The 25,528-nt window shown below is 71.7% G+C and carries 24 protein-coding genes and 1 tRNA gene; 13 read left to right on the forward strand and 12 right to left on the reverse strand.

Going from position 1 to position 25,528, the window contains the following annotated elements; genetic code table 11:
- Positions 1-119: 119 nt before the first annotated feature.
- Positions 120-821: a hypothetical protein gene (locus AB0G15_RS12120; RefSeq protein ID WP_362837928.1), complete on the reverse strand. Its 702-nt coding sequence runs from the start codon at positions 819-821 to the stop codon at positions 120-122.
- Positions 822-905: 84 nt separating this feature from the next.
- Here AB0G15_RS12120 and AB0G15_RS12125 point away from each other — a divergent pair, with 84 nt between their 5' ends.
- Both AB0G15_RS12125 and AB0G15_RS12130 read left to right on the forward strand, forming a co-directional pair.
- Complete coding sequence (locus tag AB0G15_RS12125) at positions 906-1,223, forward strand: hypothetical protein (RefSeq protein WP_362837930.1); 318 nt, start codon at positions 906-908, stop codon at positions 1,221-1,223.
- The gene (locus AB0G15_RS12130) at positions 1,223-1,870 is read left to right on the forward strand and encodes a hypothetical protein (RefSeq protein ID WP_362837932.1); all 648 of its coding nucleotides are present in this window, start codon (positions 1,223-1,225) and stop codon (positions 1,868-1,870) included. The genes AB0G15_RS12125 and AB0G15_RS12130 overlap by 1 nt, the downstream gene beginning before the upstream one ends.
- Positions 1,871-1,930: 60 nt before the next feature.
- Here AB0G15_RS12130 and AB0G15_RS12135 read toward each other — a convergent pair whose 3' ends face one another.
- The 3 genes from AB0G15_RS12135 to AB0G15_RS12145 form a co-directional block, all read right to left on the reverse strand.
- Positions 1,931-6,331 carry an FtsK/SpoIIIE domain-containing protein gene (locus AB0G15_RS12135; RefSeq protein ID WP_362837934.1) on the reverse strand — a complete coding sequence of 1,467 codons (4,401 nt, stop codon included), beginning with the start codon at positions 6,329-6,331 and terminating at the stop codon, positions 1,931-1,933.
- A 151-nt stretch (positions 6,332-6,482) separates the two neighbouring features.
- On the reverse strand, positions 6,483-6,776 hold the full coding sequence (locus AB0G15_RS12140; protein ID WP_362837936.1) for a WXG100 family type VII secretion target: 294 nt from the start codon (positions 6,774-6,776) through the stop codon (positions 6,483-6,485).
- Positions 6,777-6,861: 85 nt separating this feature from the next.
- Positions 6,862-8,787 carry a putative T7SS-secreted protein gene (locus AB0G15_RS12145; RefSeq protein WP_362837938.1) on the reverse strand — a complete coding sequence of 642 codons (1,926 nt, stop codon included), beginning with the start codon at positions 8,785-8,787 and terminating at the stop codon, positions 6,862-6,864.
- 197 nt (positions 8,788-8,984) lie between these two features.
- On the opposite strand from AB0G15_RS12145, the gene AB0G15_RS12150 reads away from it, so the two are divergent.
- Positions 8,985-10,496, forward strand: a complete 1,512-nt coding sequence (locus tag AB0G15_RS12150; protein WP_362837940.1) for a hypothetical protein — start codon at positions 8,985-8,987, stop codon at positions 10,494-10,496.
- 143 nt (positions 10,497-10,639) lie between these two features.
- Here the strand turns inward: AB0G15_RS12150 and AB0G15_RS12155 are convergent, their stop codons facing one another.
- The gene (locus AB0G15_RS12155) at positions 10,640-11,116 is read right to left on the reverse strand and encodes a sigma-70 family RNA polymerase sigma factor (RefSeq protein WP_362837942.1); all 477 of its coding nucleotides are present in this window, start codon (positions 11,114-11,116) and stop codon (positions 10,640-10,642) included.
- A 574-nt stretch (positions 11,117-11,690) separates the two neighbouring features.
- Between AB0G15_RS12155 and AB0G15_RS12160 the strand changes: the two genes are divergently transcribed.
- Entirely contained in the window at positions 11,691-12,557 is an 867-nt protein-coding gene (locus AB0G15_RS12160) for a neutral zinc metallopeptidase (RefSeq protein ID WP_362837944.1), read from the forward strand.
- Between the two features lie 70 nt (positions 12,558-12,627).
- The gene (locus tag AB0G15_RS12165) at positions 12,628-12,930 is read left to right on the forward strand and encodes a type II toxin-antitoxin system VapB family antitoxin (RefSeq protein ID WP_362837946.1); all 303 of its coding nucleotides are present in this window, start codon (positions 12,628-12,630) and stop codon (positions 12,928-12,930) included.
- 367 nt (positions 12,931-13,297) lie between these two features.
- Here the strand turns inward: AB0G15_RS12165 and AB0G15_RS12170 are convergent.
- The 4 genes from AB0G15_RS12170 to AB0G15_RS12185 form a co-directional block, all read right to left on the reverse strand.
- Positions 13,298-13,387: transfer RNA gene (locus tag AB0G15_RS12170), tRNA-Ser, on the reverse strand.
- A 24-nt stretch (positions 13,388-13,411) separates the two neighbouring features.
- Positions 13,412-13,855, reverse strand: coding sequence for a tRNA adenosine(34) deaminase TadA (gene tadA, locus AB0G15_RS12175; protein WP_362837948.1), 444 nt, complete (start codon positions 13,853-13,855; stop codon positions 13,412-13,414).
- A 193-nt stretch (positions 13,856-14,048) separates the two neighbouring features.
- Positions 14,049-14,537 carry a tRNA adenosine deaminase-associated protein gene (locus AB0G15_RS12180; protein WP_362837950.1) on the reverse strand — a complete coding sequence of 163 codons (489 nt, stop codon included), beginning with the start codon at positions 14,535-14,537 and terminating at the stop codon, positions 14,049-14,051.
- Positions 14,538-14,553: 16 nt separating this feature from the next.
- A complete protein-coding gene (locus tag AB0G15_RS12185; protein ID WP_362688075.1) occupies positions 14,554-15,063 on the reverse strand; it encodes a tRNA adenosine deaminase-associated protein in 510 nt (169 codons plus the stop codon).
- Between the two features lie 179 nt (positions 15,064-15,242).
- Between AB0G15_RS12185 and upp the strand changes: the two genes are divergently transcribed.
- From upp to AB0G15_RS12210, 5 genes are all read left to right on the forward strand, one after another.
- Complete coding sequence (upp, locus tag AB0G15_RS12190; protein ID WP_362838159.1) at positions 15,243-15,881, forward strand: uracil phosphoribosyltransferase; 639 nt, start codon at positions 15,243-15,245, stop codon at positions 15,879-15,881.
- A gap of 204 nt (positions 15,882-16,085) precedes the next feature.
- Complete coding sequence (locus AB0G15_RS12195; RefSeq protein ID WP_329087977.1) at positions 16,086-16,316, forward strand: hypothetical protein; 231 nt, start codon at positions 16,086-16,088, stop codon at positions 16,314-16,316.
- A 326-nt stretch (positions 16,317-16,642) separates the two neighbouring features.
- Positions 16,643-17,173, forward strand: a complete 531-nt coding sequence (locus AB0G15_RS12200) for a PH domain-containing protein (protein ID WP_362837952.1) — start codon at positions 16,643-16,645, stop codon at positions 17,171-17,173.
- Positions 17,174-17,326: 153 nt separating this feature from the next.
- The gene (locus tag AB0G15_RS12205; protein WP_362837954.1) at positions 17,327-18,688 is read left to right on the forward strand and encodes a helix-turn-helix transcriptional regulator; all 1,362 of its coding nucleotides are present in this window, start codon (positions 17,327-17,329) and stop codon (positions 18,686-18,688) included.
- A gap of 108 nt (positions 18,689-18,796) precedes the next feature.
- Positions 18,797-19,498 carry a FadR/GntR family transcriptional regulator gene (locus tag AB0G15_RS12210; RefSeq protein ID WP_362837956.1) on the forward strand — a complete coding sequence of 234 codons (702 nt, stop codon included), beginning with the start codon at positions 18,797-18,799 and terminating at the stop codon, positions 19,496-19,498.
- 141 nt (positions 19,499-19,639) lie between these two features.
- Here the strand turns inward: AB0G15_RS12210 and dnaN are convergent, their stop codons facing one another.
- The 3 genes from dnaN to AB0G15_RS12225 form a co-directional block, all read right to left on the reverse strand.
- Positions 19,640-20,740, reverse strand: coding sequence for a DNA polymerase III subunit beta (dnaN, locus tag AB0G15_RS12215; protein ID WP_362837958.1), 1,101 nt, complete (start codon positions 20,738-20,740; stop codon positions 19,640-19,642).
- Between the two features lie 119 nt (positions 20,741-20,859).
- Positions 20,860-21,519: a response regulator transcription factor gene (locus tag AB0G15_RS12220; RefSeq protein ID WP_362837960.1), complete on the reverse strand. Its 660-nt coding sequence runs from the start codon at positions 21,517-21,519 to the stop codon at positions 20,860-20,862.
- A complete protein-coding gene (locus AB0G15_RS12225; RefSeq protein WP_362837963.1) occupies positions 21,516-23,051 on the reverse strand; it encodes a histidine kinase in 1,536 nt (511 codons plus the stop codon). The genes AB0G15_RS12220 and AB0G15_RS12225 overlap by 4 nt, the downstream gene beginning before the upstream one ends.
- 155 nt (positions 23,052-23,206) lie before the next feature.
- Between AB0G15_RS12225 and AB0G15_RS12230 the strand changes: the two genes are divergently transcribed.
- The 3 genes from AB0G15_RS12230 (at position 23,207) to AB0G15_RS12240 (ending at position 25,524) form a co-directional block, all read left to right on the forward strand.
- Complete coding sequence (locus AB0G15_RS12230; RefSeq protein ID WP_362838162.1) at positions 23,207-24,106, forward strand: ABC transporter ATP-binding protein; 900 nt, start codon at positions 23,207-23,209, stop codon at positions 24,104-24,106.
- Positions 24,103-24,837 carry an ABC transporter permease gene (locus tag AB0G15_RS12235; protein WP_362837966.1) on the forward strand — a complete coding sequence of 245 codons (735 nt, stop codon included), beginning with the start codon at positions 24,103-24,105 and terminating at the stop codon, positions 24,835-24,837. Before AB0G15_RS12230 ends, AB0G15_RS12235 begins: the two co-directional genes overlap by 4 nt.
- Positions 24,838-24,942: 105 nt before the next feature.
- The gene (locus tag AB0G15_RS12240) at positions 24,943-25,524 is read left to right on the forward strand and encodes a TetR/AcrR family transcriptional regulator (protein WP_362837968.1); all 582 of its coding nucleotides are present in this window, start codon (positions 24,943-24,945) and stop codon (positions 25,522-25,524) included.
- Positions 25,525-25,528 lie beyond the last annotated feature (4 nt).

The following is a 25,528-nucleotide window of genomic DNA, read 5'->3' on the forward strand; positions in this document are numbered from 1 at the left end:
CCCCGGCATCGGTTTCCCTGATGTCAGCGCCCGCTCACAGAGAGGTCCGGAGCGCGGTCACCCCTCCCAACTATGTCCATTATGGGTAATTTGTCCACTTTTTTGGGGGAAGTGAGACGTTACTGCGGTACCGCCCTGGCGCCGTGGGGCGCCACCGCGAACCACGTGCCGCCGACACCCTGGCCGTTCGCGTCACCGGGCTTCTCGTCCCCGGAGTAGCGGTAGACGGGCCACCCGCCGACGGTGAGCTGCACCCCTCCGTCGCCCCGGCGGATCGCCCCGACGCGCGAGGGATCGACGCCGGCCACGTAGACGCGGCCTCCCTCCTGGACGGTCACCGGCGGCCAGGTGGTGGCGCAGTCGCCCTCGCAGTTCGACCGGGAGGGGTGCGCGGTGTCCTTGTCGAACCTGTAGAGCGTCGACCGGTTGATGTCGACCAGGTGGGCACCCAGCGCGGGGGAGGCGACGGCCGAGAGCTCCACCCAGACCGGCGGCCGCTCCTGGACCGCCGCCCCCCGCACCGTCCCGCCGTCGCCGGTCAGGCCGTTCTCCGCGGCCGAACCGTCGATCAGCTGCGGCGCCGCGCCGGTGGACGGCGGCGCGGTGTCGCCGGCCGCCGGAGCCGAGGGAGTCGAGGGGGCCGGAGCCTGGGGGGTGGCGGGCGCCGGGGCCGCCGGCGACCCGGTGGCCGGCGCGGCGTCACCGATCGTGATGACCTTGCCGCAGCCGGAGGCACCCGCCAGGCCGCAGAGAAGGGCGGTCACGATCAGCGCGCGGGCGTACGGCCTGCGCGCCGTGCTGCTGTTGCTTTCGAGTGTCACCTGCGGAACACGCGACGAACAGCCCCTTTGGTTCAAGGGGATATTACCTTTATGAACCTAATCACGTTCTTTTTCGTGTTCCGCATGGAGACCGCACTCACGACCGTACGAGGGGGAGCCACGATGGCCGACATCAAAGTTCCGGGATCGGAGCTCGAGGAGGTGTCGAGATCACTCGGGTTCGTCCTCGACCACATCGACACCGACAGGTCCGGGATCGACATCGACAGGGCGGTGGGATACCCGCTGGTCGACCAGGGTGAGCACTTCGAGAGCCGCTGGAACGACGGCCGCAAGCAGCTGCACCGGCAGTGCGAGGCCATCAAGAAGGCCGTCGACCAGATCCTGGAGACGTTCAAGGACACCGACGACAAGGCCGTGGCCCACCTGGAAGGTGGCTGATGACGACCGTCGACCGCTTCGTGCTGGACGTCCCTGGCACCTGGACCGACCTCGACCTGTCCGGGAGCGTCCTCGCCGAGACCCGCGCCGCCGCCCTCGCCCTCGCCGGCAGCCCGCGCGAGCAGATCGCGGTCAACGACCTGTTCCGGCAGGCCCGCGAGATCAGCCGGGCCGCCCGCCGGCGCGGCGCCCTGTTCGCCGCCGGTACGGCCACCATGTTCGACGACGGGCTCTTCCTCGGCTACGCGATGGTCTTCGCCGTCACCGTGCCGCCGGGCCGCGAGCTGACCCTTCCGGTGCTCGCGGCCCAGCTGTCGCCGCCCGCCGCGAACGGGCCGAAAGGCCGCAACACCCCGAAGGGGGGCGGGAAGGAGCCCGCGGACCGCACGGTCTCCGCGGTGACGCTTCCGGACATCGGGCAGGTGGCCAGGATCACCGGCACCGAGGAGGCCCCGCTCACCGCCGACATCTCGATCCGGATGCTGACCATGCACACCGTGGTGCCCATCCCCGAGTCGACGCGCGACTACCTGGTCGTCACCTGCGCGAGCCCCAACCTCCCGCTCGCCGAGGAGGTCTACGAGCTGTTCGACGCGATCAGCGGCACCTTCCGGTTCCTGCCCGCCGAGGCGTCCGCGGGCGCCTGACCCCGGGCGGCCGGACGGAGGCGGGGACGGCGGGACCGCCTCGACCTCCGTCCGGCGCGTTCACCCGGTGACCGCCGTGTTCGGCACCTGCACGGTGATCAGGGTCCCGTCGCCCAGGTGCAGCAGTCCCCGGCCGGGCTGGGGAGCCCGTCCCACCAGGCCGCGAGAGAGCTTGACGCCGATCACCTCGCCGTCGCTCAGGCCCTGCGGGGACAGGAGCATCCCGGAGCGGTTGCGCTTGACCTGCCCGACCCAGCCGGCCAGGCCGTAGGAGAGCGCCTCGGCGTTGCCCGCGAGGACCAGCCCCCACCCGTTCCCGGCGCCGCCGCGGGCCAGGAGCGCGAGGTCGGCGTCGATCTCCGACTGCATGAACAGCTCCGCGTCGTCCACCATGATCACCGCGTTCTCCTGCGGCACGTCGCCGAGCACCGCGCGGAAGGCGGCGGCGGACACCTCGGAGTCGGTCAGGACGGCCGCCACTCCCGGCGTGCCCTCCAGCTCGCGCAGCGGCGACCGCCGCGGCGCGAGCACGATCAGTCCCGTTCCCTGTTCCAGCAGGGAGCGGGCCATGGTGACGAGCGCCGTGCTGCGCCCCGTACGGGGCGGCCCCGCGACGACGAACGTCGGCACGTCCGCCAGGTCGGGTCCCAGCCCCGCCAGGGTGTCGCCCCCGACACCGGCCAGCGGGCGCATCGGCCCGGGGTTCGCCCGCAGCGCGGACGCGGCCGGGTAGGAGACCTGGTCGGGAAGCGCGTCCAGGCGTATCGGCCGGCGCGACCGCGGGACGTCCGCCTCGCGGAGCGCCAGTTCCTCACCCAGCGCGACGAGGACGGACGCCTGCGCGGTGCCGGAGAGATCGGGACCGAGGACCGCGATCTGCACCTCGCTGGTGTCCTGCGTCCTGATGCCCCGCCCGGGAGGCGGGTCCGACGGCGCCGACCGCTGCGTGAGGCCCACCGCCGAGTAGTCGGTACGGTCGTTGAGCCGCAGCACGATCTTGTCCTCGGTGGTGCCCGCGAAACGGGCCGAGCCCAGGACGCGGTCACCGGCCAGCACCAGGTGGATGCCCACCCCCGCGCCGTCCCGCAGCAGGCGCATCAGCCGCTCCAGGTAGCTGCCGTTGTCGAAGGAGACGAACTCCCGCTCGAAGACCTCGAACCGGTCCACCATGACGACGATGTGCGGCGGCCGCTCGCCGGCCGCCGCCATCCTGCGGTACTCGGCCAGGTCGGCGGTGCCGCGCGCGCCGAGCAGCGACTGGCGGGCGCTCAGCTCGGCGGTGAGGCGGTCCAGCAGCCGGCCCAGCCGCTCCGTCTGGTTGCGGTCGATGACCGCGCCGCAGTGCGGGAGGGCGGCCAGCGCGTTGAGGGATCCGTTGCCGCAGTCGATGCCGTAGAGGTGGACGTCCTCCACGCCGTGGGCCCGGCCGAGGGCGGCGGCCAGGGTCCGCAGGGTCTGGGAGCGCCCGCTGCGCGGCGAGCCGATGATGTGCAGGTGGCCGGACCGGTCGAGGTCGAGGACGAGCGCGCTGCGCGCCTGGTCCGCGGGCAGGTCGACCAGGCCGTACTCCACGGCGGGCAGGGCCGGATCCCGTTCTCCCGGTGGTTTGGGCCCGGCCGGTTCGGTCCAGCGCAGCACCTCCGGCAGCGGCGGAAGCCACGGGCTGGGCTGGCGGGCCACGCCGGCCACCAGGGCGGCCTCCGCGACGACCCCGGCCAGGACCGCCAGGTCGGTGACGGCCTCCTGGGCGCTCGCGGCGCCGGCGGTCCCGGCACCGCGCGGCACCGGCCCGCCCAGCTCACGCCAGCTGATCTCGTGGGCCCGCACCGGCGCCTCGACCTGCGCGGCGACCAGTCCGGACGGCCGCCGGCCGCCCACCCGGCCCGCCTGGAAGGGCAGCAGCGCCGACGGGCCCAGCCTCGCGTACGCCCGCCCCGGCGTGCCGGGGGAGATGTCGCCGGAGTCGGGCGCGTCGATGATGTCGCGGCTCTCGCCCGCGTCGGTCGTGCGCAGCGCGATCCGCAGGTTGGTGTTGGCGCGGATGTCCGCCGTCACCGCGCCGCTGGGCCGCTGGGTCGCCAGGACCAGGTGGATGCCGAGCGACCGGCCCCGCTGGGCGATGTTGACCAGGCCGGAGATGAAGTCGGGCAGCTCGCGGGCCATGGACGCGAACTCGTCGATCACCAGCAGCAACCGGGGCAGCGGGCCGAGCACGTCGCCGCCCCGCGCCCGCTTGTCCAGGTAGTCCTCGATGTCCTTCGCGCCCGCCGCCGCCAGCAACTGCTCGCGGCGGCGCAGCTCCGCCCCCAGGGAGACCAGGGCGCGCTCCACCAGGTGGGTGTCCAGGTCGGTGACCAGGCCGACGGTGTGCGGCAGGTCGGCGCACTCGGCGAAGGCGCTGCCGCCCTTGTAGTCGACCAGGACGAACGTCATCTCGTCGGGCCGGTTCACCACGGCGAGCGTGGCGACCAGGGTCTGCAGCAGTTCCGACTTGCCGGAGCCGGTCGTCCCGGCCACCAGCGCGTGCGGCCCGTCACGGACCAGGTCCACCGAGAAGTCGCCGTCGTACCCGGCGCCCAGGATCGCCCGGGTGCTGCGGCCGGCCAGCGCCCAGCCCGCGGCGACGGCGCCGGCGGTCGGCGGCTCGATCCCCAGCAGGTCCAGCAGCCGCACCGAGCCGGGAAGCGCGCTCTCGTCGCCGTCCCCGACCCCGCGCAGCGGTGCGAGCGCCCGGGCCAGGTGCTCGTACCAGCCGGCGTCGGGAGAGTCGACGCGCACGTTCTCCGGGGGCGCTCCCGGACCGGTGCGCACGACGACGCCCTCGGGGCCGGTGGCCACCACCGCGGCGCACTCCTCCGGCAGCAACCGCTCCTCGCGGTCCAGGCAGATCGTGTAGACGCCCACGGCGGGACCGTCACGCAGCAGCGCGACGACTCCCGGCAGCGACCGCGCCCGGCGGGCCTGGTCGAGCACCACCAGGACGTCCGGGGAACCCGCGGCACCGCCCCTGGGCACCCCGGGACCCGCCGCCATCCGGGCGGCGACCAGCTGGCCCAGCTCGCCGATCCTGCGGGCCATCGAGTCGGCGGTGCTGCCGACCAGCGCGTAGGCGTCCTCGCCCTGCGGCCGGCAGTGCGGCAGCCAGCGCACCCACGACCAGCCCTCCTCGCCGTCGGGACCGGCGAGCACCAGGATCCGCAGGTCGGCGGGGCTGTGCAGGGCCGCGGCCTGGGCCGCCATCCAGCGGGCCAGGTTCGCGGCGTCCCGGCCCGCGACGCCGGTCACCCCGGCGCCGCGCAGCGAGATCGGCACGGGGACCTGGGTCAGTGACGGCACGGTGGTACGGCGGTGCTCGTCCAGTGCGGGGTCCTCCACGGTCAGCGAGGAGGGTAGATCGGCGGTGCCCACCCGCACCTCGAGGAAGTCCGGGTCCTGCCACCGGCGTTCCCACAGTCGTTCCGAGGGCTGGGTGGCCATCTGGAGCAGGGAGGCCGGGTCGGGGTGGGACAGCCGGAGCACGTGCTGCTCCCGCAGCACGGCGGTGTCCACGTCGGCGCGCACCCGCGTCATGGACTCCTCGTACTCGCGGAGTTTCTGCTCGTAACTGAGCTGCGTCTGCTTGCGGCTGCCGAACTGGGTGGCCAGCGCGCCGATCGGCGACAGCAGCGCGAGGAAGATGAACGTCCAGTTGCCGGTGACCAGGATGGAGACCAGGGCCCCGCCCGCCGGGACCAGCAGGATCGGCAGCAGCGGGATGGGTCTTTTCTCCGGTTTGATCGGCGCGCTCGGCAGCCGGAAGCGGGCGGCACCGCTGGTGGCGCGGAAACGCGGCGGCCGGTTGAACTCCAGTCCCAGCCCGTCGGCCGCCGGGGTGAGGGGCACCCGCGCGGTCGTCGGCACGGCCAGTTCCAGCAGGGTGTCACCGGCGGCGAGCTGGCTTCCCTCGGGCCAGTCGGCCCAGTCCTCGGCGCCGGACAGCTCCTTGCCGTCCAGCAGGACGTGCTCGACCGCCGTCACCCCTACGGTCCGGTCCACCCGGACGCGCACCCTGGCCGCGATCGCCGGCGCCCCGGGGGACAGCGGGATCCGGCAAGTGGCCGCGCCGCCGATCTCGTACTCGCCGGGCGGCAGCCGGAAGGACGTCCCCGCCCTCGGGCCGCTGACCACCCTCAGCTCCACCAGGCCCTCGGGCTCAGGCTCCCGGGGCACCGGGGCGCCGAGCCCGAGGTCCAGGCCGTCTCGCACGCCGGCGGCGTACAGGGTGGCCTCGGGGTCGGCGGGGTCGGAGCCGATGTAGAGGACCGGCCCGGTTCCCGAAGGGCCCCCGTCGCCCTCGGGATCGACGGCCCGCGCCAGCTCCACGGCCAGCCGCCCCACTCGCGCGGAGGGTTCGGCGTCCACGACGACGGCCGTGGAGGCCCCGCCGTCCCGCGGGTTCCGGACGCTGATGTTCAAACGCACGGCAATCGATTCCTCGTATGTGAGTGGTGTGGCGCTGTGAGTGATGTGAGCGGCGGGGCGCTGTGAGTGGCGGGGCGCGCCTCGACGACGCGCGGACGGCCGTGTCCCGGCCCGGGACACGGGACCGGCCCCCTCACGGCGGGCGCTCCCGTTACGACAGGTTGGAACCCAGCTGCTCGTCGGTCTGGGAGAACGCGTCGCCGACGGCCTTGACGTACTGGCCGATGCCCTGCAGCGACTGGTTCACCTGGTCGAAGCCCCGGGCGAACTCGTCGAAGAAGGGCTGGAACTTCTGCTGGGCCGCCGGGGTGCTGTACCCCTGGGCCAGCAGGTTCTGGATCTTGCCGCGCACCTCGGTGAGCTTGTCCTGTAGCTGGGAGAAGTCGTTGAGGAGCGCCGTGGAGGTCGAGGCGGTCTCGTCGGAGTTGACTGCGAAGTTGGGCATTGGTTTCTCCTGTTGTGATTCGTCTGTCATCCGTCCACCGGCGGTGGAGGTCTGTGAGGCCCTGCCGGCCTGCCCGATGGGAGCTTCAGGGAGTGGTCGGCGAGGGCGGGAGGGGGATGTCCTGCGGCTCGGTGGAGGCGGAGGAGGTCTGGGAAGGGGTGGAGGTCTGGGAAGGGGTGGAGGTCTGGGAAGGGGTGGAGGTCTGGGAAGGCGGCCCGTCCGGGCTCGCGGAGTTCGCGGAGTTCGCGGAGTTCGTCGGGCTCGTCGGTGACGGAGGCAACGGGACGTTCGCCGGATCGGGAGAGGCCGGCCGGCCCGTACCCGTCGGCGACGGAGGCAACGGGACGTTCGCCGGATCGGCGGTGGCGGATCCGGCGCCGGAGGATGTGCCCTGCGGGGCGCCCTGAGATGGGGCCGGGGTGGAGGCCGAGGCGGGGGCGGGGGTCGCCGGAGCCGGGGTCACCGGAGCGGGAGAACCGGCGCCGGATCCCTGCGGCGGGGTGCCTTTGATCGGGATGAGCGAGTCGATGCCCTGCGAGGCGGCGCGCTTGCCCACCGGGCCGACCGCCAGCGGAAGGAAGTTGCCCGCCTCGTTGAGGATCGCGGCACCGGGATCCTCGCCCTCCGCGACCGCGACGCCGACCTTGGCACCGCTGGCGGCACCTTCCTGGGTCAGGCGGAACCCTTGCTCGATGGCATTGTCACGCAGGCTGGGAGGCGGCTCCGGGGCCTGGACCTTCCCGGTACCTCCGGCCGTGGCCCCCGCGGAACCCGTGGCGCCGGCGGAACCCGCGTTACCCGCGCTACCGGCAGCACCCACGGAGCCCGCGGCCCCCGTGGTACCCGCAGGACCGGCGGGCGGGGGAGTGAAGGCGCCCCCGGCGAACTCCCCGTCCTTGGCGGCACGCCCTCCCTTGATGCCCGCCCCGACCAGGGCTCCCGCGGCGGCACCCGCCAGCAGGTTGCCGGCGGTGATCTCGTCGCCGTTGAGTTTCTTGACGACCGCCTCCTGGCCGACCCGCACGCCGAAGTCGCCGACCGCTCCGACGGCCAGCTTCCCGGCCGGGCTCTGGAAGACCACCGCGACGGCCCTGGAGTTGGTGATCGTGTCCGCGAACTTGGTGATGCTCCCGGGAATCACGCGGACGAAGCCTCCCTGCGCCGAGGCCCCGCCGGCCAGCGCGGGGGTGAGCTTGCCGAAGCCGCCGGCCGCCCTGCCGCCCAGTTTGAGGAGGGCGGCGCCCGGAACGAGGGCGAGGATCCCGGCCGCGAAGTCACCGGCTTTGAAATCACCGGTGACGATCTGTTGGGCGGTCTGGAAGGCGAATAACGCCGCGCCCAGGAGAAAACCGGCCACGGGGAAGAAGACGGCGACCACCGCGACGAGGATGTCGATGAGGATCTTGACGAACGGGAAGTCCGCGAAGAAGTCCGCGATCTTCTGGAAGAAGTTGCGCTCGGGGATCGCCTTCGCCGCCGCGTCGTCGAGCTCCTGGCCCGCCCGCCGGGACGCCTGCTCGCGAAGGTTCCTGGCGTCCTCGGCCAGGCGCCTGGCGGCCGACATCGTCTGCTGGGCGGCGTCGATGCCGTCCTGCTGCCGGCGCGCGTCCGCCCGCTGCTGGTCGGTGGCGTCCGGCGCGAGCGCGGGGACGGTCTGGCCGGCCGCGCCCGCCACGGGTCCGGCCTGGTCCATCGCCCTGTCCACCTGCGACTGCGCCTCCTGCAGCTGCCCGGCGTAGGCCTCGTACGCGCCGGCCGCCTGGGAGAAGGACTCCGCCGTCTTGTTCAGCTTGTCGGGCAGTGACTTCAACTGCTTGCGCAGCGCGTCCATGGCCTTTCCCGAGCCCTGCTCCACGGCACCGCCGCTTCCCAGGATCCGGGTGGCGGTCTCGGCCTGCCGGCCGACCTGCCGGTAGCGGTCCGCGAGGCGCCGGATCTCGTCGGGATCCCCCGGGGTGGGGTCCTCCGACATGCCGAGCACGTCGAACCCTGAGCTGTGTCGTCGCGGCACCTGATCCCCCCGGATGATGACTGCTTGCCCGACATACACGGACTCTCTACAGCAAAAGGTTCAAAACCGACTTAGGTGAAATCGCGTCGAACCCTTTTCGCGTCCGCCACGTGTGCCCTGTGAGGCGCGGTGGGGCCTCCAGTCCCCCGGGTGCCGGACCAGAGCACGACGGGCGCCGAGAAGATGGGTGGAACCACATGGTGAGGAGCGGCGGCTCCGGCGCGGTCCACCGGTCCCTTGAGGGATCCGGAGGGGCGGGACGGCGCGGGCGGGCGGCCCTGCGACGAGTGGCGGCCGTCGTGCTGCTGGCCCTGGGGTCCGCCCTGTACCTCGGTTGCCTCGCCGGGGCAGCGGCCGCCGCGGAAGGCGACGACCTCGTCAAGGTGTACGTGGTCAAGACGGCCGAGCAGAACGGCGGGACGCCGGACACCCTGGCGAACGCCGCCGCGCGCACCCTGGGTGACCCGAACCGGGCCGGCGAGATCTTCGAACTCAACCGCGGGCGCGTCCAGGCCGACGGATCCGCCCTTCAGAACCCCGCCGACCTCAGGGCCGGCTGGATCCTGAGGCTCCCCGCGGACGCGCGCGGCCCCGACGTGCGGCTGGCCCGGGAGACCGGCGGCGGCACGGGACAGTCCGGCGACGCGGGACAGCCGGACGCCTCGGGGCGCCCCGGCGGCACGGGACAATCCGGGGACACGCAGCCCGGAGACACGCAGTCCGGAGACACCGCGGACACGGCGCCCGCCGGGACCCGGTCCCCGCAGGACTCCACCGCGATCGTGCTCCCGCTCCCGGCCGTGCTCGCGGGGCTGGGCACCCTGCTGCTGGCACTGCTGACCGCCGGGATCATGGCCAGGCGGCAGGTGCGGCGCGCGTTCGGCGCGGTGGCGCGCGCGGTCCATCGCCTCGGGGAACCGGCTCGCCGGGCGCGCAGGCTCAGGTTCAGGAGGTCGCTGACGACGGCCTTCGCGGGGGACGGGGAGTCCCCGCGGCTGGCCTACGGGGCCCTGGCCGAACTCACCGGCTCCGGGGAGCACGCCGTGCACGCGGTCTCCGTCGGCGACGGGGGAGTCACCGCGTGGGTGGCGACCACCGGCACTCCGCCGGCCCCCTGGCGGGATCTGGGCGAGGCGCGCTGGTGGCGCCCGGCCGGCGCCTTCGCACGTCCCTCCGCCCACCGCCCGGACGTCCCCGCGCCGTGCCTGGTGGCGGTGGGCGTTGACGAGCGAGGAGGGAAGGTCTTCGTGGACCTCGGCCGGCTGGACGGGGCGCTGAGCGTCACCGGTGACCGTGGGGTGGCCCGCGACGTCGTACAGGGACTGCTCGCCGGGGTGGCCCGCGACAGGCCGGCGGTGCCGGTGGCCGTGATCCAGGTGGCGGACGGCCTGGCCGTCGCCCTTCCCCCCGCCATGCCGAGGGTCGAGCCCTCCGGCCGGCGTACCGCGGACGTCCCGGCCGCGGCGCGCGGGACCGGCACGCTGCGGGCGACGGCCCGCCCCCGCCCGCTGGAGGCGCTGCTGGTCGTACCCGGCACGCCCGCGGCGCGGGAGAACGCGGAGCTGGCCGCGCTGAGCGGTCCCGGAGGGGCCGGTTGGACCGCCCTGGTGTGCGGAGACGCCGACGGCTCCCACTGGCGCTGGCGGGCCAGCCCGGACGGCTCGGTGGAGATTCCCGTCCTGCGCCTGGCGGTGACGGCCCCGGCGTGACCGCGGGAAACCTCGACCGCGGGAAACCTCGACCGCGGGGAACCTCGAGCGCGGGGAACCGTGACCGCCGGGAACGCGGCAGGCGAGGCGGCAGGCCGGCCACTCCGCCGGGGACGGGCGCGGGCGGGCCACCCGCCCCGCCTTCAGGCCGCCGCCCGCGGCCTCTCGTACCTCTCGTGCGTCCGCAGGTGGTTCAGCGCGTAGTACTGCCGGGACTTCACCGTGCCGACCGGTATGCCGAGGACCTTGGCCGCCTCGCTGACGGTGCGTCCCCGAAGGTAGGTGTGGACGAGCACCTCGCGGTGCTCCACGGAGAGCGAGTCGAGCATCTCGGTGACCGCCACCGCCGCCACCACCATGTCCGCGTGGTCACGCTGCAGCACGTCCAGGGTCTCGGTGCCGATCACCTCGTAGCGATGGAAACCACTCCGGGACCGGTCGATCACCAGGTTCCTGGCGACCGTGAGCAGCCAGCCGCGCACCGATCCCTGGGAGTCGTGCAGGCGCTCCGCGTGGTGCCACGCGCGGATCAAGGTCTCCTGCACGATGTCCTCGGCCAGGTGGCGGTCGTGCAGCAGTTTCTCGGTGTAGGCCAACAGCGCCTTCTCGTGTTCGCGCACGAGTACGCCGAGGTGGTGCTCCCGCGAGGTCTCCGGTGACGGGGACCTCGCCGGGAGGGTTTCCGGCGGAACGGCAGGCGATACGCGCAGCTGGGACGTCTTCATCTTCTCTTCCGGAGGGGCCACGTGCGAGGCCATCGCCGGCGACCCCTGCCGCCGAGCGACCGATGCACGGCCCGGGAGGCCCCGTACCGTGCGGGAGAGCAGAAAATAGGCGAACCCTCGTGCCGAGAAAGTGCCGAAACCGGTAACGGCCCCCGAACCGCCCGGCAGGGCCGCGTTCCGGCCGCCTCACAGGCCCTGACCAGCCGGTTGCCCGCGTAGACGGACGCGTGCGGGGAATGTCCAGGACAGCCGTGCGGGGAATGTCCAGGACAGCGAAGGGAGAAGTCCGCTCCACCCGGTCGCCCGATCGCGGCCCGGCGGACGAGACGGGACCCGCGGGCGTCCCGCCCCGGTCACCTGATCAACCGAGCCACGGCGCCTTCCCCGAGGGGGTGTCCGGCCCCGTCGGCATGGCCGGCCCTCCCCTGGGCAGTCGGAGGGTCCCAAGCGGATCGAAGGGACGTCGGCGATGGATTTCAAGGATGACGCCCAGCTGGACAGCTCGCAGGTGGAGAGTCGCGGCGGTGGGGGGAGGATCCCCGGTGGTGGGCTCGCGGTCGGCGGCGGCGCGGCGGGAATCATCGCGCTCATCGTGGCCCTGATATTCGGGATCAACCCCGGGGACATCACCGGCGGCTCCTCCCAACCGGCCCCGGTGGGTCCGAGCTCCGACCTCACCGCCCAGTGCAAGACAGGGCAGGACGCCGACCAGAACGAGGAGTGCCGGGTCGTCGGCGTCGTCAACAGCATCCAGGACTACTGGCCGAAGGCGGTCCAGGGGTACGAGCCGGCCAAGACCGTCATGTTCTCCGGCCAGGTCGACACCGCGTGCGGTGCCGCCGACGCCTCCGTCGGCCCGTTCTACTGCCCGGCCGACCGCCAGGTCTACCTGGATCTCAGCTTCTTCAAGGAACTGGAGAGCAAGTTCGGCGCCAAGGGCGGTCCCTTCGCCCAGGCTTACGTGATCGGCCACGAGTACGGTCACCACGTCCAGAACCTTCTCGGCACCAACGCCAAGGCACAGCAGGGCCCGGAGAGTGGTCCGGAGAGCGGCTCGGTCCGGCTGGAGCTGCAGGCCGACTGCTACTCGGGCGCCTGGGCCAAGAACGCGTACGAGACCGGCCTGTTCGAGAAGCCGTTCACGAAGACGGACATCGAGGAGGCGCTCAGCGCGGCCTCGGCCGTGGGCGACGACAGCATCCAGGAGCGGACCCAGGGCCGGGTCAATCCCGAGGGCTTCACCCACGGCACGTCGGCGCAGCGTGTCAAGTGGTTCACCACCGGTTACCAGAGCGGCGACCCGGCCAAGTGCGACACTTTCGCCGGGAGCATCTGAAACGGCCTGTGAGCTGGGACGAGAGAAACCCGCCGGGCAGGAGGCGGGATTCTCTCCTAAACTACATACCGTGATCTTTAAGTTGGTCGGCGACGAACGGCCCTATCCCGAACACGGTCTCTCGCATCGCGAGTGGGCGCAGATACCGCCGCGACAGGTCCGGCTCGACACCCTGATCACCACGAAAGCGGTGCTCGACCTGCACTCCCTGCTCGCCAAGGACTCCACGTTCTACGGTGACCTGTTCCCGCACGTGGTCCAGTGGCGCGGCGACCTCTATCTGGAGGACGGCCTGCACCGGGCGCTGCGCTCGGCCCTGCACCAGCGCTCGGTCCTGCACGCGCGAGTCCTGGAACTGCCCGCGGAGAGTTGAACCCCTCCGCAGCCGCTCCTGGACCCGCTCGCGGAAAGCCGACCCCTTCCGCGAGCGGACCCTGGACCCACCCGCGGGAAACCGGACCCTTCCACGCGGCGGCCGGAGAGGGCCGGCTCTCCACGGTCGCGACGCGTGATCGCGGGCGTCCGGGAGGACCGCGAAGACGATCAGGACGATCCCGGGCTCGAGGCTGGCGGGCGTCGCCCTCGCGTTGATCGTCTCGGCCCGGCGGCAGCCTGTCTCGCGCGCACTCGCCCAAGATCGAGATCGGGGTCAGGATCAGGGCCGGGATCGGTGCCGCCCGGGCAGGGTGGTGATACGCGAAGAGCCCCTGAGCCGCGTACGCGGTCAGGGGCTCTTTCTGTGGCGGTGGAGGTGGGATTTGAACCCACGGATAGGTTGCCCCATCACACGCTTTCGAGGCGTGCGCCCTCGGCCACTAGGCGACTCCACCGCGGAGCAGCTTACCGGATAACCGCTATTGCTCGCGCATCCGGCGAGCGGTGAAGAACTCGGTGAGAACCGCCGCGCATTCGCCCGCCAGGACTCCTCCGAGGACCTCGGGCCGGTGGTTGAGGCGGCGGTCCCTGAGCACGTCCCAGAGTGACCCCGCGGCGCCGCCCTTGGGGTCCACCGCACCGTAGACGACGCGATCGACCCGGGCGAGCACGGCGGCCCCCGCGCACATGGTGCAGGGCTCCAGAGTGACCACCAGCGTGCAGCCGCTCAACCGCCACTGGCCGCGCGCGCTCGCGGCCTGCCGCAGGGCGAGCATCTCGGCGTGCGCGGTGGGGTCGGCCGACACCTCCCTGTCGTTTCCCGCCTGTGCCAGCACGGAGCCGTCGGGCCCGAGGACGACCGCGCCGACGGGCACCTCCCCGCGGGCTCCGGCCTCGACGGCCTGCGTCAGGGCGAGCCTCATCTCCCGGACGTAACCCACCGGCGTCGAGCCGGTCACCGTACGCCCGCCGGCGCCGGGCCGGTCATCTGTACGTCCACCGGCCCCGCGGCGCTCACCGTACGTCCGCCGGCGCCGAACCTGTCATCCGTACGCCCGCCGGCGCCGGGCCGGTCAGCGCGCATCGGCCGACATCGGGCTGGTCACGGCGCGTCCGTCAGCGCAGCCGGTCGAGCTCGTCGGCGAAGGCCAGCCGCTCGGCGATCACCGAGAGCGTGTCCGCGGGGAGGGCGCCCTCCTCCATGCTGAGCTCGATGAGTTCCTCGGAGCTCAGCCCGAGGTCGTTCAGCAGCTCGAAGTCGCCCGCCGGCCGCACGCCCAGGTCGGGGGTGTCCTTGTCGACCGCCACCCCGGCGAGTTCGGTGAAGAGCTCACCCAGGTCATCGGAGAGACCCGCGTGGGCGTCGGACAGGAACGTGCGCGGCTCCAGGTCCCCCTGGTAGCGCACGATCGCGAACCACTCGTCCTCCACCTCCACGCACAACAGGGCCAGCTCGTCGCCGGTGAGGCCCAGATGCTCCTGGACGGCGTCGCCGAGGTCGTCGGCGATCTCCGCCTCGCTGAGGTCGACCTCCGCACCGTTCCAACCGTCCGTCGTACGGACGAAGGCGGCGGAGAACACACTGTTGATTGGTCTGGAGGGCATGGCCGATCTCCCGAGGTCAGCCGAACACAGAGTCGATGGCGCGTTCGAACGGCTCGGAGAACCCCAGCCGCGCGGCGATGCTCGACAGGACGTCCTCGGGGAGGAGGTCGATATCCCCTGACAGGATGCCGAGCTCCATCTCGTCGAGGCCCAGGTCGGCGAAGATGGACAGGTCTCCCGCGGGGAGCGCCGTCTCCTCGTCCTGGAGGATCGCGTCGAGTTCGTCCTCGTCGGGGACCGGCACGTCCAGGTATTCCAGCGCCTGCTGCGCGAGCGGGAAATCCCAGGACGCGGCGATGTCGGAGAGGAACACCTCGACCCTCTCCCCGAACACCCGTAGCGCCACGAAGAACTCATCCCCAACGGCGACCAGGCCAATCGTGCCGTTCATGCTCGGCTGCTGGCGCAGGGCGTGGATGAGGCCCTCGAGGTCGGAGGTGAGTGACACCGGGAGCATCTCCGCCTCCCAGCGGTCGTCCTCGCGGTAGATCACGATGGCAAAGTCCAGCGAGTCTTCGTCTGACATGGCCATCCCCACCGAATGCTTTCTCTACGGAGGTCAATGCTTTCAGAAGCGAAGCACCGACGTGGGCCTCTCCGACCAAATTGTGATCAAATCCGAGTGAGCGGGCGATGTCGAACAGGTGTGGCCCGTCTTCCCCCCGGCTCATCGCCGCCCGCCGGCCCAGGATACCTTTGACCACCATGGAAACCCTGGTCGTCGACCATCCCCTGGTGGCCCACAAGCTGACCGCGCTGCGGGACGTGAACACCGACTCCCCCACGTTCCGGCGTCTCGCCGACGAGCTGGTGACCCTGCTGGCCTACGAGGCGACCAGGCAGGTCCGCGTCACCGAGTGGTCGGTGGAGACCCCGGTGGCCCCCGCCAGGGGCGTGCGGCTGGCGCACCCGTATCCGCTGGTGGTCCCGATCCTGCGCGCGGGACTGGGGATGCTGGAGGGCATGACCCGGCTGCTGCCGACGGCCGAGGTGGGTTTCCTCGGGATGATCCGCAACGAGTCCACGCTGGAGGCGGAGACCTACGCCACCCGCCTGCCCGAGGACCTCTCTGGCCGCCAGGTCTACGTGGTCGACCCGATGCTGGCCACCGGCGGCACCCTCGCGGCCGCGATCAAGTTCCTCTTCGACCGGGGCGCCGACGACGTGACCGCGCTGTGCCTGCTGGCCGCGCCCGAGGGGATCGCCCATCTCGACGAGGCCTTCGCCGGCACCGGCAGGCCGATCCGCCTGGTGACCGCGGCCCTGGACGAGCGGCTGAACGAGAACGGCTACATCGTCCCCGGGCTGGGCGACGCGGGAGACCGTCTCTACGGCGTCGCCTGAAGCGCTCCCGGCATCCCGTACGGCGCCCGTCCGAACGCCGTGTTTCCCGCCTCCGGGATTCCAGCACCATCCTTTTCCCTTAAAGGATGGTTCTTCTACCCACCGACAGTTACATAATGTGGTTCCCCGGGTACTAAGCGTGGCGAAGACATCTCTTCTGTGTCCCCGGTCCGCCGAGGCCGCGGGCGCACACCAGGGAGAACCATGAGCGAGCGAATCATCCCGGACACCGAGCCGGACCCGTACGCGGACTTCAGCGCCGCGCTCAGGGACGAGTTCTCGGAGATCCATCCGGCGACCACGGTGACCCGTTGCATAGAGGCGGCTCACTACGGAGCGCTGGAGGTGGTCGGCCACGCCCATCCGGCACTGGTCGAGCGGATCGCCCGCAAGCACCTCGAGGTCCTCGCGCTGGTCGCGAGCGAGCGCGGGTGACGCAGGCGGCGGACGACGGCGGGCGCGCCGGCGGAAAAGTGCCCCGCGAGGGTCCCGGACAGGATCCTCGCGACGCGCACGAGACCGAATCGGCCGATGCGCTTTACCTCGGCATGGCCCTGGGTAATGTATATGGCGGGTGCAGTGGGTGAGCGGTAGTAGGAGGCCAAGGTGCAGGTTAAAAAGGTCCTAACGTACGGCGCTGTCGGATTTGTGGCGTTCTTCCTGTTCACGCGACCAGGTGACGCGGCCAACGCTGTGAGGGGTGCCATGGACACGGTTTACACGGCGGCCGATTCCCTGGCCCAATTCGTCTCACATCTGTCATGAGGCTCGTGACCCACGGGGACTCCGCTCCCTCGTCGGTCAACCGCTACCTGCTCCCCCACGAACACCAGGTCATCATGGTGCGGCGCCACCCGGCCGTGCTGCTTCGCGCGGTCGCCGAGGTTTTCGGCGGCCTGATCCTCGCCGGACTGCTGAGCAAGTGGTTCGGCGACCAGGGCGGCGGCGGCGCGCTCGTCGTCGTCTGGTGGGCCTGGCTGCTGTTGCTCATCCGCTTCGTCTGGAAAGTCGCCGAGTGGTCCGTCGACTACTTCGTCGTCACCTCCAAGCGAATGCTGCTCACCACGGGGCTCATCACCCGCAAGGTCGACATGATGCCGCTCAGCAAGGTCACCGACATGAGTTTCCAGCGCTCGATTCTCGGCCGCATGCTGGGCTACGGCGAGTTCGTCCTGGAGTCGGCCGGCCAGGACCAGGCCCTGTCGAGGGTCAATTACATTCCGTACCCGGAGACCCTCTATCTGGAGGTCTGCCAGATGCTCTTCCCCGGGGGTAACGACTCGGACGATTAGCGTCCCGCGCCCGCAATGGCACGGGAATGTGTCCACGGAACATGAGCACCGTTGACACTTTTCGGTGAGGATTTTTCACTCGGGGTTACCTGATTCGACTTCTTCATGCAATCATGGCGTGAACATTGACCATCCCCCGCCCTGAGAGATCAGATGCCGAGTCAGGGAACCATCGGTGACCGCGTCCGCGGACTTCGCCTGAGCAGGCGCATGTCCCAGGCCCAGCTCGCAGGGCCGGACCTTTCCGACAGCTACGTCTCCCTCATCGAATCCGGCAAGCGGACCCCGACCCCCGTGGTCGCCCGCCTGCTGGCCGAGCGCCTGGGATGCACCACCGAGTTCCTGCTGCACGGGATCGAGCCGCGCCAGCGCATCGACACCGAACTCGGCCTGCGCCACGCGGAACTGGAGCTCCTCCACGGGAATCCGTCCGTCGCGGCGGACCGCTTCGGCGAGATCGTCAAGGTCGCCGGCGAGGAGAACGCCATGCTGGCCGCGCACGCGCGGTTCGGCCGTGCCCGCGCCCTGGAGGTCCAGGGCAAGGTCGGTTCGGCGGTGAGGGCGTTCGAGCGCCTCCGCCGCGAGGCGGCCGCCCATCCCGAGCGTCTGGCCGACCTGCCGCTGGCGGTGGCGCTGAGCCGCTGCTACCAGCGCGCCGGAGACATCCTTCGCGCCCGCGACCTGGCCGTCCACGCGCTCGGCGAGGTCAACCGGCTGCCCCTGGCGCAGGGAGAGATCGCCATCGAGCTGGCCGCCTCCCTGGTGGGGATCGGCCGCACCCGCGGGTCCGGTTCGTCGAGCATGTCCTACGTCCGGAACATCCTGTCGGTCAACGGCGTTCCCGCCGCGGTCAACCGCACGGCGGAGATCCACGCCCTCTGGCGGGCGAGCATCACCGCCGCCGACGGCGAGGATTCCGCGCTGGCCGTCCGCCTGGCCGACGACGCGATCGCGACCGGTCGCCCGGCGCGGATGGCCTCGCAACTCGCCCTCATCGCGACGGACTGGGCCCGTCTCGCCGCCGCCGGCGGTGACGAGCCGCTCGACGAGGCCCGCGAGCTCGTGACCGCCGCGAGCGAGGTCTTCGCCGTGTTCCCCGAGCACGCCCACGAGTACGTCAGAAGCCTTGTCGTGCGCGCCCGCATCGAGCTGAGGGCCGGAGACGCGCGGGGTGCCACCGCCCTGGCCGGAACCGCCCTCGACACGCTGGGCGACCAGGCGGGCGCCATCAGGGCCACCGCGCAGCTGGTTCTCGCCCGTGCCGCGCTCACCCGCGGCCAGGACGACGACGCCACGACGGCCCTGAACGCCGCCAGGCAGCTGCTGAGCGATGTCCGGCACGAGTTCTCCGGTCCCGACCGGGAGACCGCGCGGACCTGGCGTGACCTGGGAGACCTGTACGGCCAGGTCGGTGTGGTCGACGAGCAGACCAGTGCGTATCGTAGGGCTCTTGAGACTGCCGGAGTGCGCGATGCGATGGTGGGTATGACGGTCGATTCGGCTCTGGTCCGTTAAGACGGTCCCACTTCTGGAGTTCCAGATTTGTTTTTGCACCTCCGGAATAACTAGGGTCTACCAGTCATTGATTCGTAGGATGATTGGTTTCTCCGGAGGAGGCGGACGGTGAGTCTGCGTACGGCGCAGCGAGCATCCCTCGTCGACCAAGTGATCGATCAACTCAAGGAGCAGATCACTTCTAACTCCTGGCAGATGCACGCGAAGATTCCTACCGAGACCGTGCTCGCCGAGCAGCTCGGGGTGGGGCGCAACACCGTGCGCGAGGCGGTGCGTGCCCTCACTCACGCCGGGCTGCTGGAATGCCGCCAGGGCGACGGGACGTACGTCCGTGCCACGAGCGAGCTCTCCGGGGCCATGCTGCGGCGGCTGCGCACCGCCGAGCAGCTCGAGATCCTGGAGGTGCGGCGTGCGCTGGAGGTGGAGGCCGCCAGGCTGGCCGCCACCCGGCGCACCGACGCCGACATCACCGGGATCGAGGCGGCGCTGGCCGAGCGGGAGCGGGCCTGGGAGAGGGGAGAGCCCGACGCGTTCGTCGAGGCCGACCTCGCCTTCCACATGGCGGTCGTTCGCGCCACCCACAACCTCGTGCTGATCGATCTCTACGAGGACTTCTCGGCGGCGCTGCGCGCCAGCATCACCGCCGCGGGCACCTCACTGAACAGCACCCTGAACAGCACGTACATCCCGCACGAGGCGATCGCCCGCGCGATCACCGTCGGTGACGCCGCCGCCGCCGAGCGCGCGGGTCACGCGTGCATGGAGCACATCCTGATCGCCCTGACGGAGGAGCAGGAGCTCTCTCTCTGACCCTGTCCTCCTTCGCCTTCACACGATCCTTCGCCTTCACACGATGTGGGCCCCCTCACCGGCGGTGAGGGGGCCCACATCGTGTGCAGCGCCGTCCTGGGCACGATGCGGGCGTGGCCTCGCGCCTCGGGCACCGGGCGATCAGGTCAGGCGCAGGGACATCACGAGGTAGCGGAAGGAGGGGGCGGCGTCGCCGGGAACCTCCGTGATGAGGGCCGGGCGGCTGGGCGACTCCATGTTGAGCCGGACGAGCTCGGTCTCGACCCCGCTCAGCCCGTCGAGCAGGAACTGGGGCTGGAAGGCGATCTGGATGTCGCCGCCGGACAGCTCGGCGTCGACGACCTCGGCGCCCCGGCCGATGTCGGCGCCGCCCGCCTGGATGAGGACCTGTCCCTGGCCGAAGGAGAGCCGGACCGCGGTGTGGCGCTCGGCGACCAGCGCCACCCGCTTGATCGCGTCGATGAACGGCGCCACCGGCAGGTCGGCCCGGATCGACCAGTCGTCGGTCAGCCGCGAGCGGTAGTCGATGAACTGCTCGTCGAGCAGGCGGACCGTGGTGGCCCGGCCGACGCTCTCGAAACCGGCGATACCGTCACCCAGCGCCACCGACACCTCGCCGCCGCGCAGCGACCTGGCCACGTCGACGAGCACCCGCGCGGGCACCATCGCGGCGGCCGTGGCACCGGCCACCTCGGGGCGCCAGCCGAACTCCCTGGCCGCGATGCGGTAGCGGTCGGTGGCGGCCATGGTCACGTCGTCGCCGGAGATGTCGACCCGGATGCCGGTCAGCATGGGAAGGCTCTCGTCGCGGCTGGCCGCCGGAGCCACCTGGCCGACCGCGCTCGCGAAGACCACGCCGCCGACCGCGCCGATCTTCGGCGGCATCTCGGGGAGGGAGGGGAAGTCCTCGACCGGCATGGTCAGCAGGCCGAACTCCGCGCTGCCGCAGGTGAGGACCGCTTCGGAACCGCTGGTGAGAACCTCCACCACCTCGCCGGGCAGGCTGCGGGTGATCTCCGCGAGGATCCGGCCCGGGATCAGCACCCGGCCGGGCTCCGCCACGACCGCGTCGATCGAGACGCGGGCGGAGACGTCGTAGTCGAAGGCCGACAGCATGAGGTCTCCGTCGTCGGCCTCCAGGAGCAGGCCGGAGAGCACGGGGATGGCCGGCCGGTTCGGCAGCACCCGGGCCGCCCAGGCCACCGCGTCGGCCAGGACATCACGGTTAACCCGGAACTTCACCTGATCATCCCTTCGTCCCGAACGGCACCCCCACACGCGGAAGCCGTACTTCGACAGCACGTTATCCGCTGAGACCGACAGAACCGCTACCCGGCCGGGGAGAAAGGGAGCGGGGAGCCTCAGCCGCGGGCGGCGTTGAGGTAGGTGAGGACGGCGAGCACGCGGCGGTTGTCGTCGTCGGAGGGGGCGAGGTCGAGCTTGGCGAAGATGCTGGCCGTGTGCTTGCCGACCGCGCTCTCGCTGAGGAACAGGCGCTGGGAGATGGCCGCGTTGGAGCGGCCCTCGGCCATCAGCTCCAGCACCTCGCGCTCGCGCGGGGTCAGCGCGCCGAGCGGCTGGTGCCGGGCGGTGCTGGCCAGCAGCTTGGCGATCACCTCGGGGTCCATCGCGGTGCCCCCGGCGGCGACCCGGCGGACCGCGTCGACGAACTGCTCGGCGTTGAAGACCCGGTCCTTGAGGAGGTAGCCGATCGCCCCCGAGCCGTCGGCCAGGAGCTCGCGCGCGTACAGCTGCTCGACGTGCTGGGACAGCACGAGCACCGGCAGGCCGGGAACGGCCCGGCGCGCCGCCAGCGCGGCCTGGAGCCCCTCGTCGGTGAACGTGGGCGGCAGGCGCACGTCGACCACCGCCACGTCGGGCCGCAGCCCGGTCAGCGCCCCCAGCAGCTCGGGCCCCGACTCCACTGCGGCCACCACCTCGAAGTCGTGCGCCTGGAGCAGGTGGACCAGGCCGTCCCGCAGGAGGTACAGGTCTTCGGCGATGACGACTCTCGGGCTCACCGGCCCAACCATAGGCGGGCCGGCAGGACCTCCGCCAGCCGCTGCTGGCGGGCGTGCATGACGGGGATGAGCATGCCCGCGGCGTACATGGACAGGCCCAGGAGGATGTTGAAGACGATCAGCGGCCACTGCAGGGCCTCGGGCAGGTAGAGCGCGAGGAACCAGCTGCGGTTGTCGGTGTCGATGAGCTTCATGACCATCGTCACCAGTCCCTGCGGGAAGAGCGGGAGCCAGCCGATCCCCCAGCAGATCCCGACGACGGCGGCCTTGCCCCGGGGCAGGGACGGCTTGCAGTCCGGCCCCTTCTCGCTCAGGAGGGCGTAGGGCAGGTCGAACGTGGCCGTGGTCGGGCCGCCCCGCGGGCTGCTGACCGCGAGCACCCCGTCGAAGGCCGCCAGCCTGCGCTCGATGCCGCGCAGACCGCTGCCCAGGGACGGGTCGGCGCCCCCCGAGCCGTCGTCGGTGACGACCACGCGCAGCGCGTGATCGTTGCTGCTGATGTCGATCCACACCCGCTCGGCGCCGCCGTGGCGGGTCGCGTTGGTGAGGAGCTCGCTGATCGAGAAGTAGGCGGCCGACTCCACGGGCGAGTCGGGGCGGATGTCCAGGTCCACGGTGACCGTGACCTTCAGCGGGCTGTCCAGCGCCAGGGCGCGCACGGCGTCGCCGAGGCCGCGCTCGGCCAGGACCGGCGGGTGGATGCCCTTGACGAGGTCGCGCAGCTCGACGAGCGCCGTGGAGGAGGCCTCCCTGACCTTGGCGAGCAGTGCCTTGGCCGCGGCGGGGTCCTTGTCCATCAGCTCCTCGACCGCGCCGAGCGTCATGCCCATCGCGACGAGCCTCGCCTGCGCCCCGTCGTGCAGGTCGCGCTCGATCCGCCGCAGCTCGGATGCCTGGGAGTCGACCGTCGCCAGCCGTGCCTGGTCGAGTCGCTGGATCCGCGCCGCGAGCACGGACCTGTCCGTGGGAGACAGCAGCTGCTGGTTCCACCACGCGTACCCCCGCAGCAGGAGCGGCGTCGCGGCCAGCGCGACGGCCGAGGCGCATCCCAGAACCAGGGGCAGCGCCGCGGGGGCCGCGGACCACGCCGCCAGGACGGCGCATCCGGCCAGGGTGAGGGGCAGCAACGGGAGGGCGCAGACGACCACCGGGTTGAGGTAGAGCCAGAGCCCGTCCCGCCAGGTGGCCGGGTCGCCGACGATCCACTTCCAGCGGTTGTTCCAGTCGGGCCACCGCGGCGTCTTGTAGAGCTGGCGCTCGTGGCGGTACCAGCCGTCGGGCTGGGGCCGTGTCGGCAGCGGCGGGGGCAGGTAGGGCACCGGCACGGCGATCCCGAGCCACGTGCCGTTCAACCTCCTGGCGAGCGCGGTGCGGCGCCTGATCAGCTGGGCTGCCGGAGGGAACATGAAGACCATCCCCAGGCCGAACGCCAGCACGAACGCGGCCAGGGTCACGACGACCAGGACCGTGTCCAGCAGCGCCATCGCTCCCAGGGCCAGTGCCCTGCCGGCCGTCACCGCGTACGTCTTCATGGGTCAAGTGTCGGTGATCCGGCCGGGCGTGCCCAGTGGTGACGGGTGCCGCGAGGGGGTGGGGGTAACCACACCCCCGGTGGGTGCCTGGCCCGTCCCCGCCGGGGGTGTAGACGGATTCTCCGGGCGTGTCGCGGCTCGTAGCGTCGGTGGGCATGAAGGTCATCGAGGTCAGCAACCTCCGCAAGCAGTACCGCGACCAGCTGGCGGTGGACGACGTCTCGTTCACCGTGGAAGAGGGCGAGATCTTCGGCGTTCTCGGCCCCAACGGCGCCGGCAAGACGACCACCGTGGAGTGCGTCGCCGGCCTGCGCGTCCCCGATTCCGGCACCGTCAGCGTGCTCGGGGGTCTGCACCGCGCCGAGCTCAAGGAGCAGCTGGGGGTCCAGCTGCAGAGCTCCACGCTGCCGGAGAAGCTCAAGGTGTGGGAGGCGCTCGACCTGTACGCCTCCTTCTACCGGAATCCGGCGAACTGGGAGGAGCTGCTGGAGCGCGTCGGGCTCGCCGGCAAGCGCGACACCCCCTACGGCAAGCTCTCCGGCGGCCAGCAGCAGCGGCTCTCGATCGCGCTGGCGCTGATCGGCAACCCCCGCGTGGCGATCCTGGACGAGCTCACCACCGGCCTGGACCCCCAGGCCCGCCGCGACACCTGGGAGCTCATCGAGCGGGTCCGCGAGGACGGCGTGACGATCCTGCTCGTCACCCACTTCATGGAGGAGGCCGAGCGGCTCTGCGACCGGCTCGCGCTGATCGACTCCGGCCGGGTGGTCGCGATGGACAGCCCGTCCGGCCTGATCGCCCAGGTCGGCGGGCAGCAGACCATCAGGTTCCGGCTGTCCGGACCGCTCGACGACTCCCGGCTCAGGGCCCTGCCCGAGGTGACCAGGGTGAGCCGCAGCGGCGGGCAGGTCGCGGTCACCGGCACCGGCAACCTGCTCCTCGCGGTCACGACCGTCCTCTCCACCGCCGGTGTAACGCCCACCGACCTGCGCATGGAGCAGGCCACCCTCGACGACGCCTTCCTCAGCCTCACCGGAAAGAAGATCTCCTCATGAACAAGATGCTCCTGACCGAGGCCAAGCTCTTCCTGCGGGACCCGGGCGCTCCGATCTTCTCGATAATGCTGCCTCTCGTCCTCCTGCTCGCGCTCGGGCAGATCCCCACCCACCGGAAGGCGATCCCCGAGATGGGCGGGGAGCGGATCATCGACACCCAGCTGCCCGCCATGATGGTGATCCTGGCGGTGGTGACGGTGGCGCTGACCGTCCTGCCGGCGACGCTGGTGACCTACCGGGAGAGCGGCGTGCTGCGCCGGATGTCCACCACCCCGGTCAGCCCGGTCCGGCTGCTGGTCGCCCAGCTCGCCAACAACCTCGCGACGACGATCGTCGCCACCCTCCTCCTGATCGGCCTGGGCTACCTCGTCCTCGGCTCGGTCCCGCCCAAGAGCCCGCTCGCCTTCGCGGGGGTGTTCGTGCTCGGCACGGCCTCGATGATGGGCCTGGGGTTGCTGATCGCCGCGGTGGCGCCCAACGCGAAGGTGGCGCCGGGCATCGGCTCGCTGCTGATGTTCCCGCTGATGTTCATGGCGGGGATGTGGATCCCCCGGGACCTCATGCCCGAGCTGGTACGGCGGATCGGGGACTTCCTGCCGATGGCGCCGTTCGCCGACGCGCTCCGCGACACGTGGGCCGGGCAGGCTCCCCAGCCGCTGCACCTGGTGGTGATGGCGGTGACCGTGCTGGTCACGGTCGGACTGGCCGCGCGGGTCTTCCGCTGGGAGTAGCCGGTGAGCACGACTTCCGATTCGCTGTGGCCCGCCTCTTACCAGGGGCAGAGACGGGCCACAGCTTATTTGACCGATCATTCTAGTTTGTTCTACGTTTCCTTCATGGTGAGGACGAAGGAGTTCGATCCGGACGCCGCCCTCCGGGCGGCGCTCGACCTGTTCTGGGAGCGCGGCTACGAGGCGACGTCGATGAGCGACCTGGTGGAGCACCTGGGGATCGGCCGGGCCAGCCTGTACGCCACGTTCGGCGGCAAGCACGAGCTCTACCTCCGGGCGCTGCGGCGCTACCGGGAGATCCGCCGCCCGCTGTACATGGAGACGCTCTCGCGTCCGGGACCCGCGCTCCCCGCCGTACGGGCCCTGGTGGAGAGCTACGTCCGCGACTCCGTCGGGGACGCGGGACGGCGGGGCTGCATGATCGGGAACGCGGCGGCGGAGATGCTCCCCGGCGACGAGCAGGTGGCCCGGTGCGTGGAGGGCGAGTGGACCGCGCTGGAGACCGCGCTGGCGTCGGCGCTGACCCGGGCGCGGGCGCAGGGGGAGCTGCCCGCCGATCGCGACCCGCGGGCGCTGGCGGGCTTCCTGCTGGTCTTCCTCCAGGGGTTGCGGCTCACGGCCAAGGGGACGTCGGACCCGGTACGGCTGCGCGACGCCGCCGCTCAGGCACTCACCATTCTGGACTGATCGA

The organism is Streptosporangium sp. NPDC023825, assembly GCF_040639575.1.
Lineage (GTDB): Bacteria > Actinomycetota > Actinomycetes > Streptosporangiales > Streptosporangiaceae > Streptosporangium.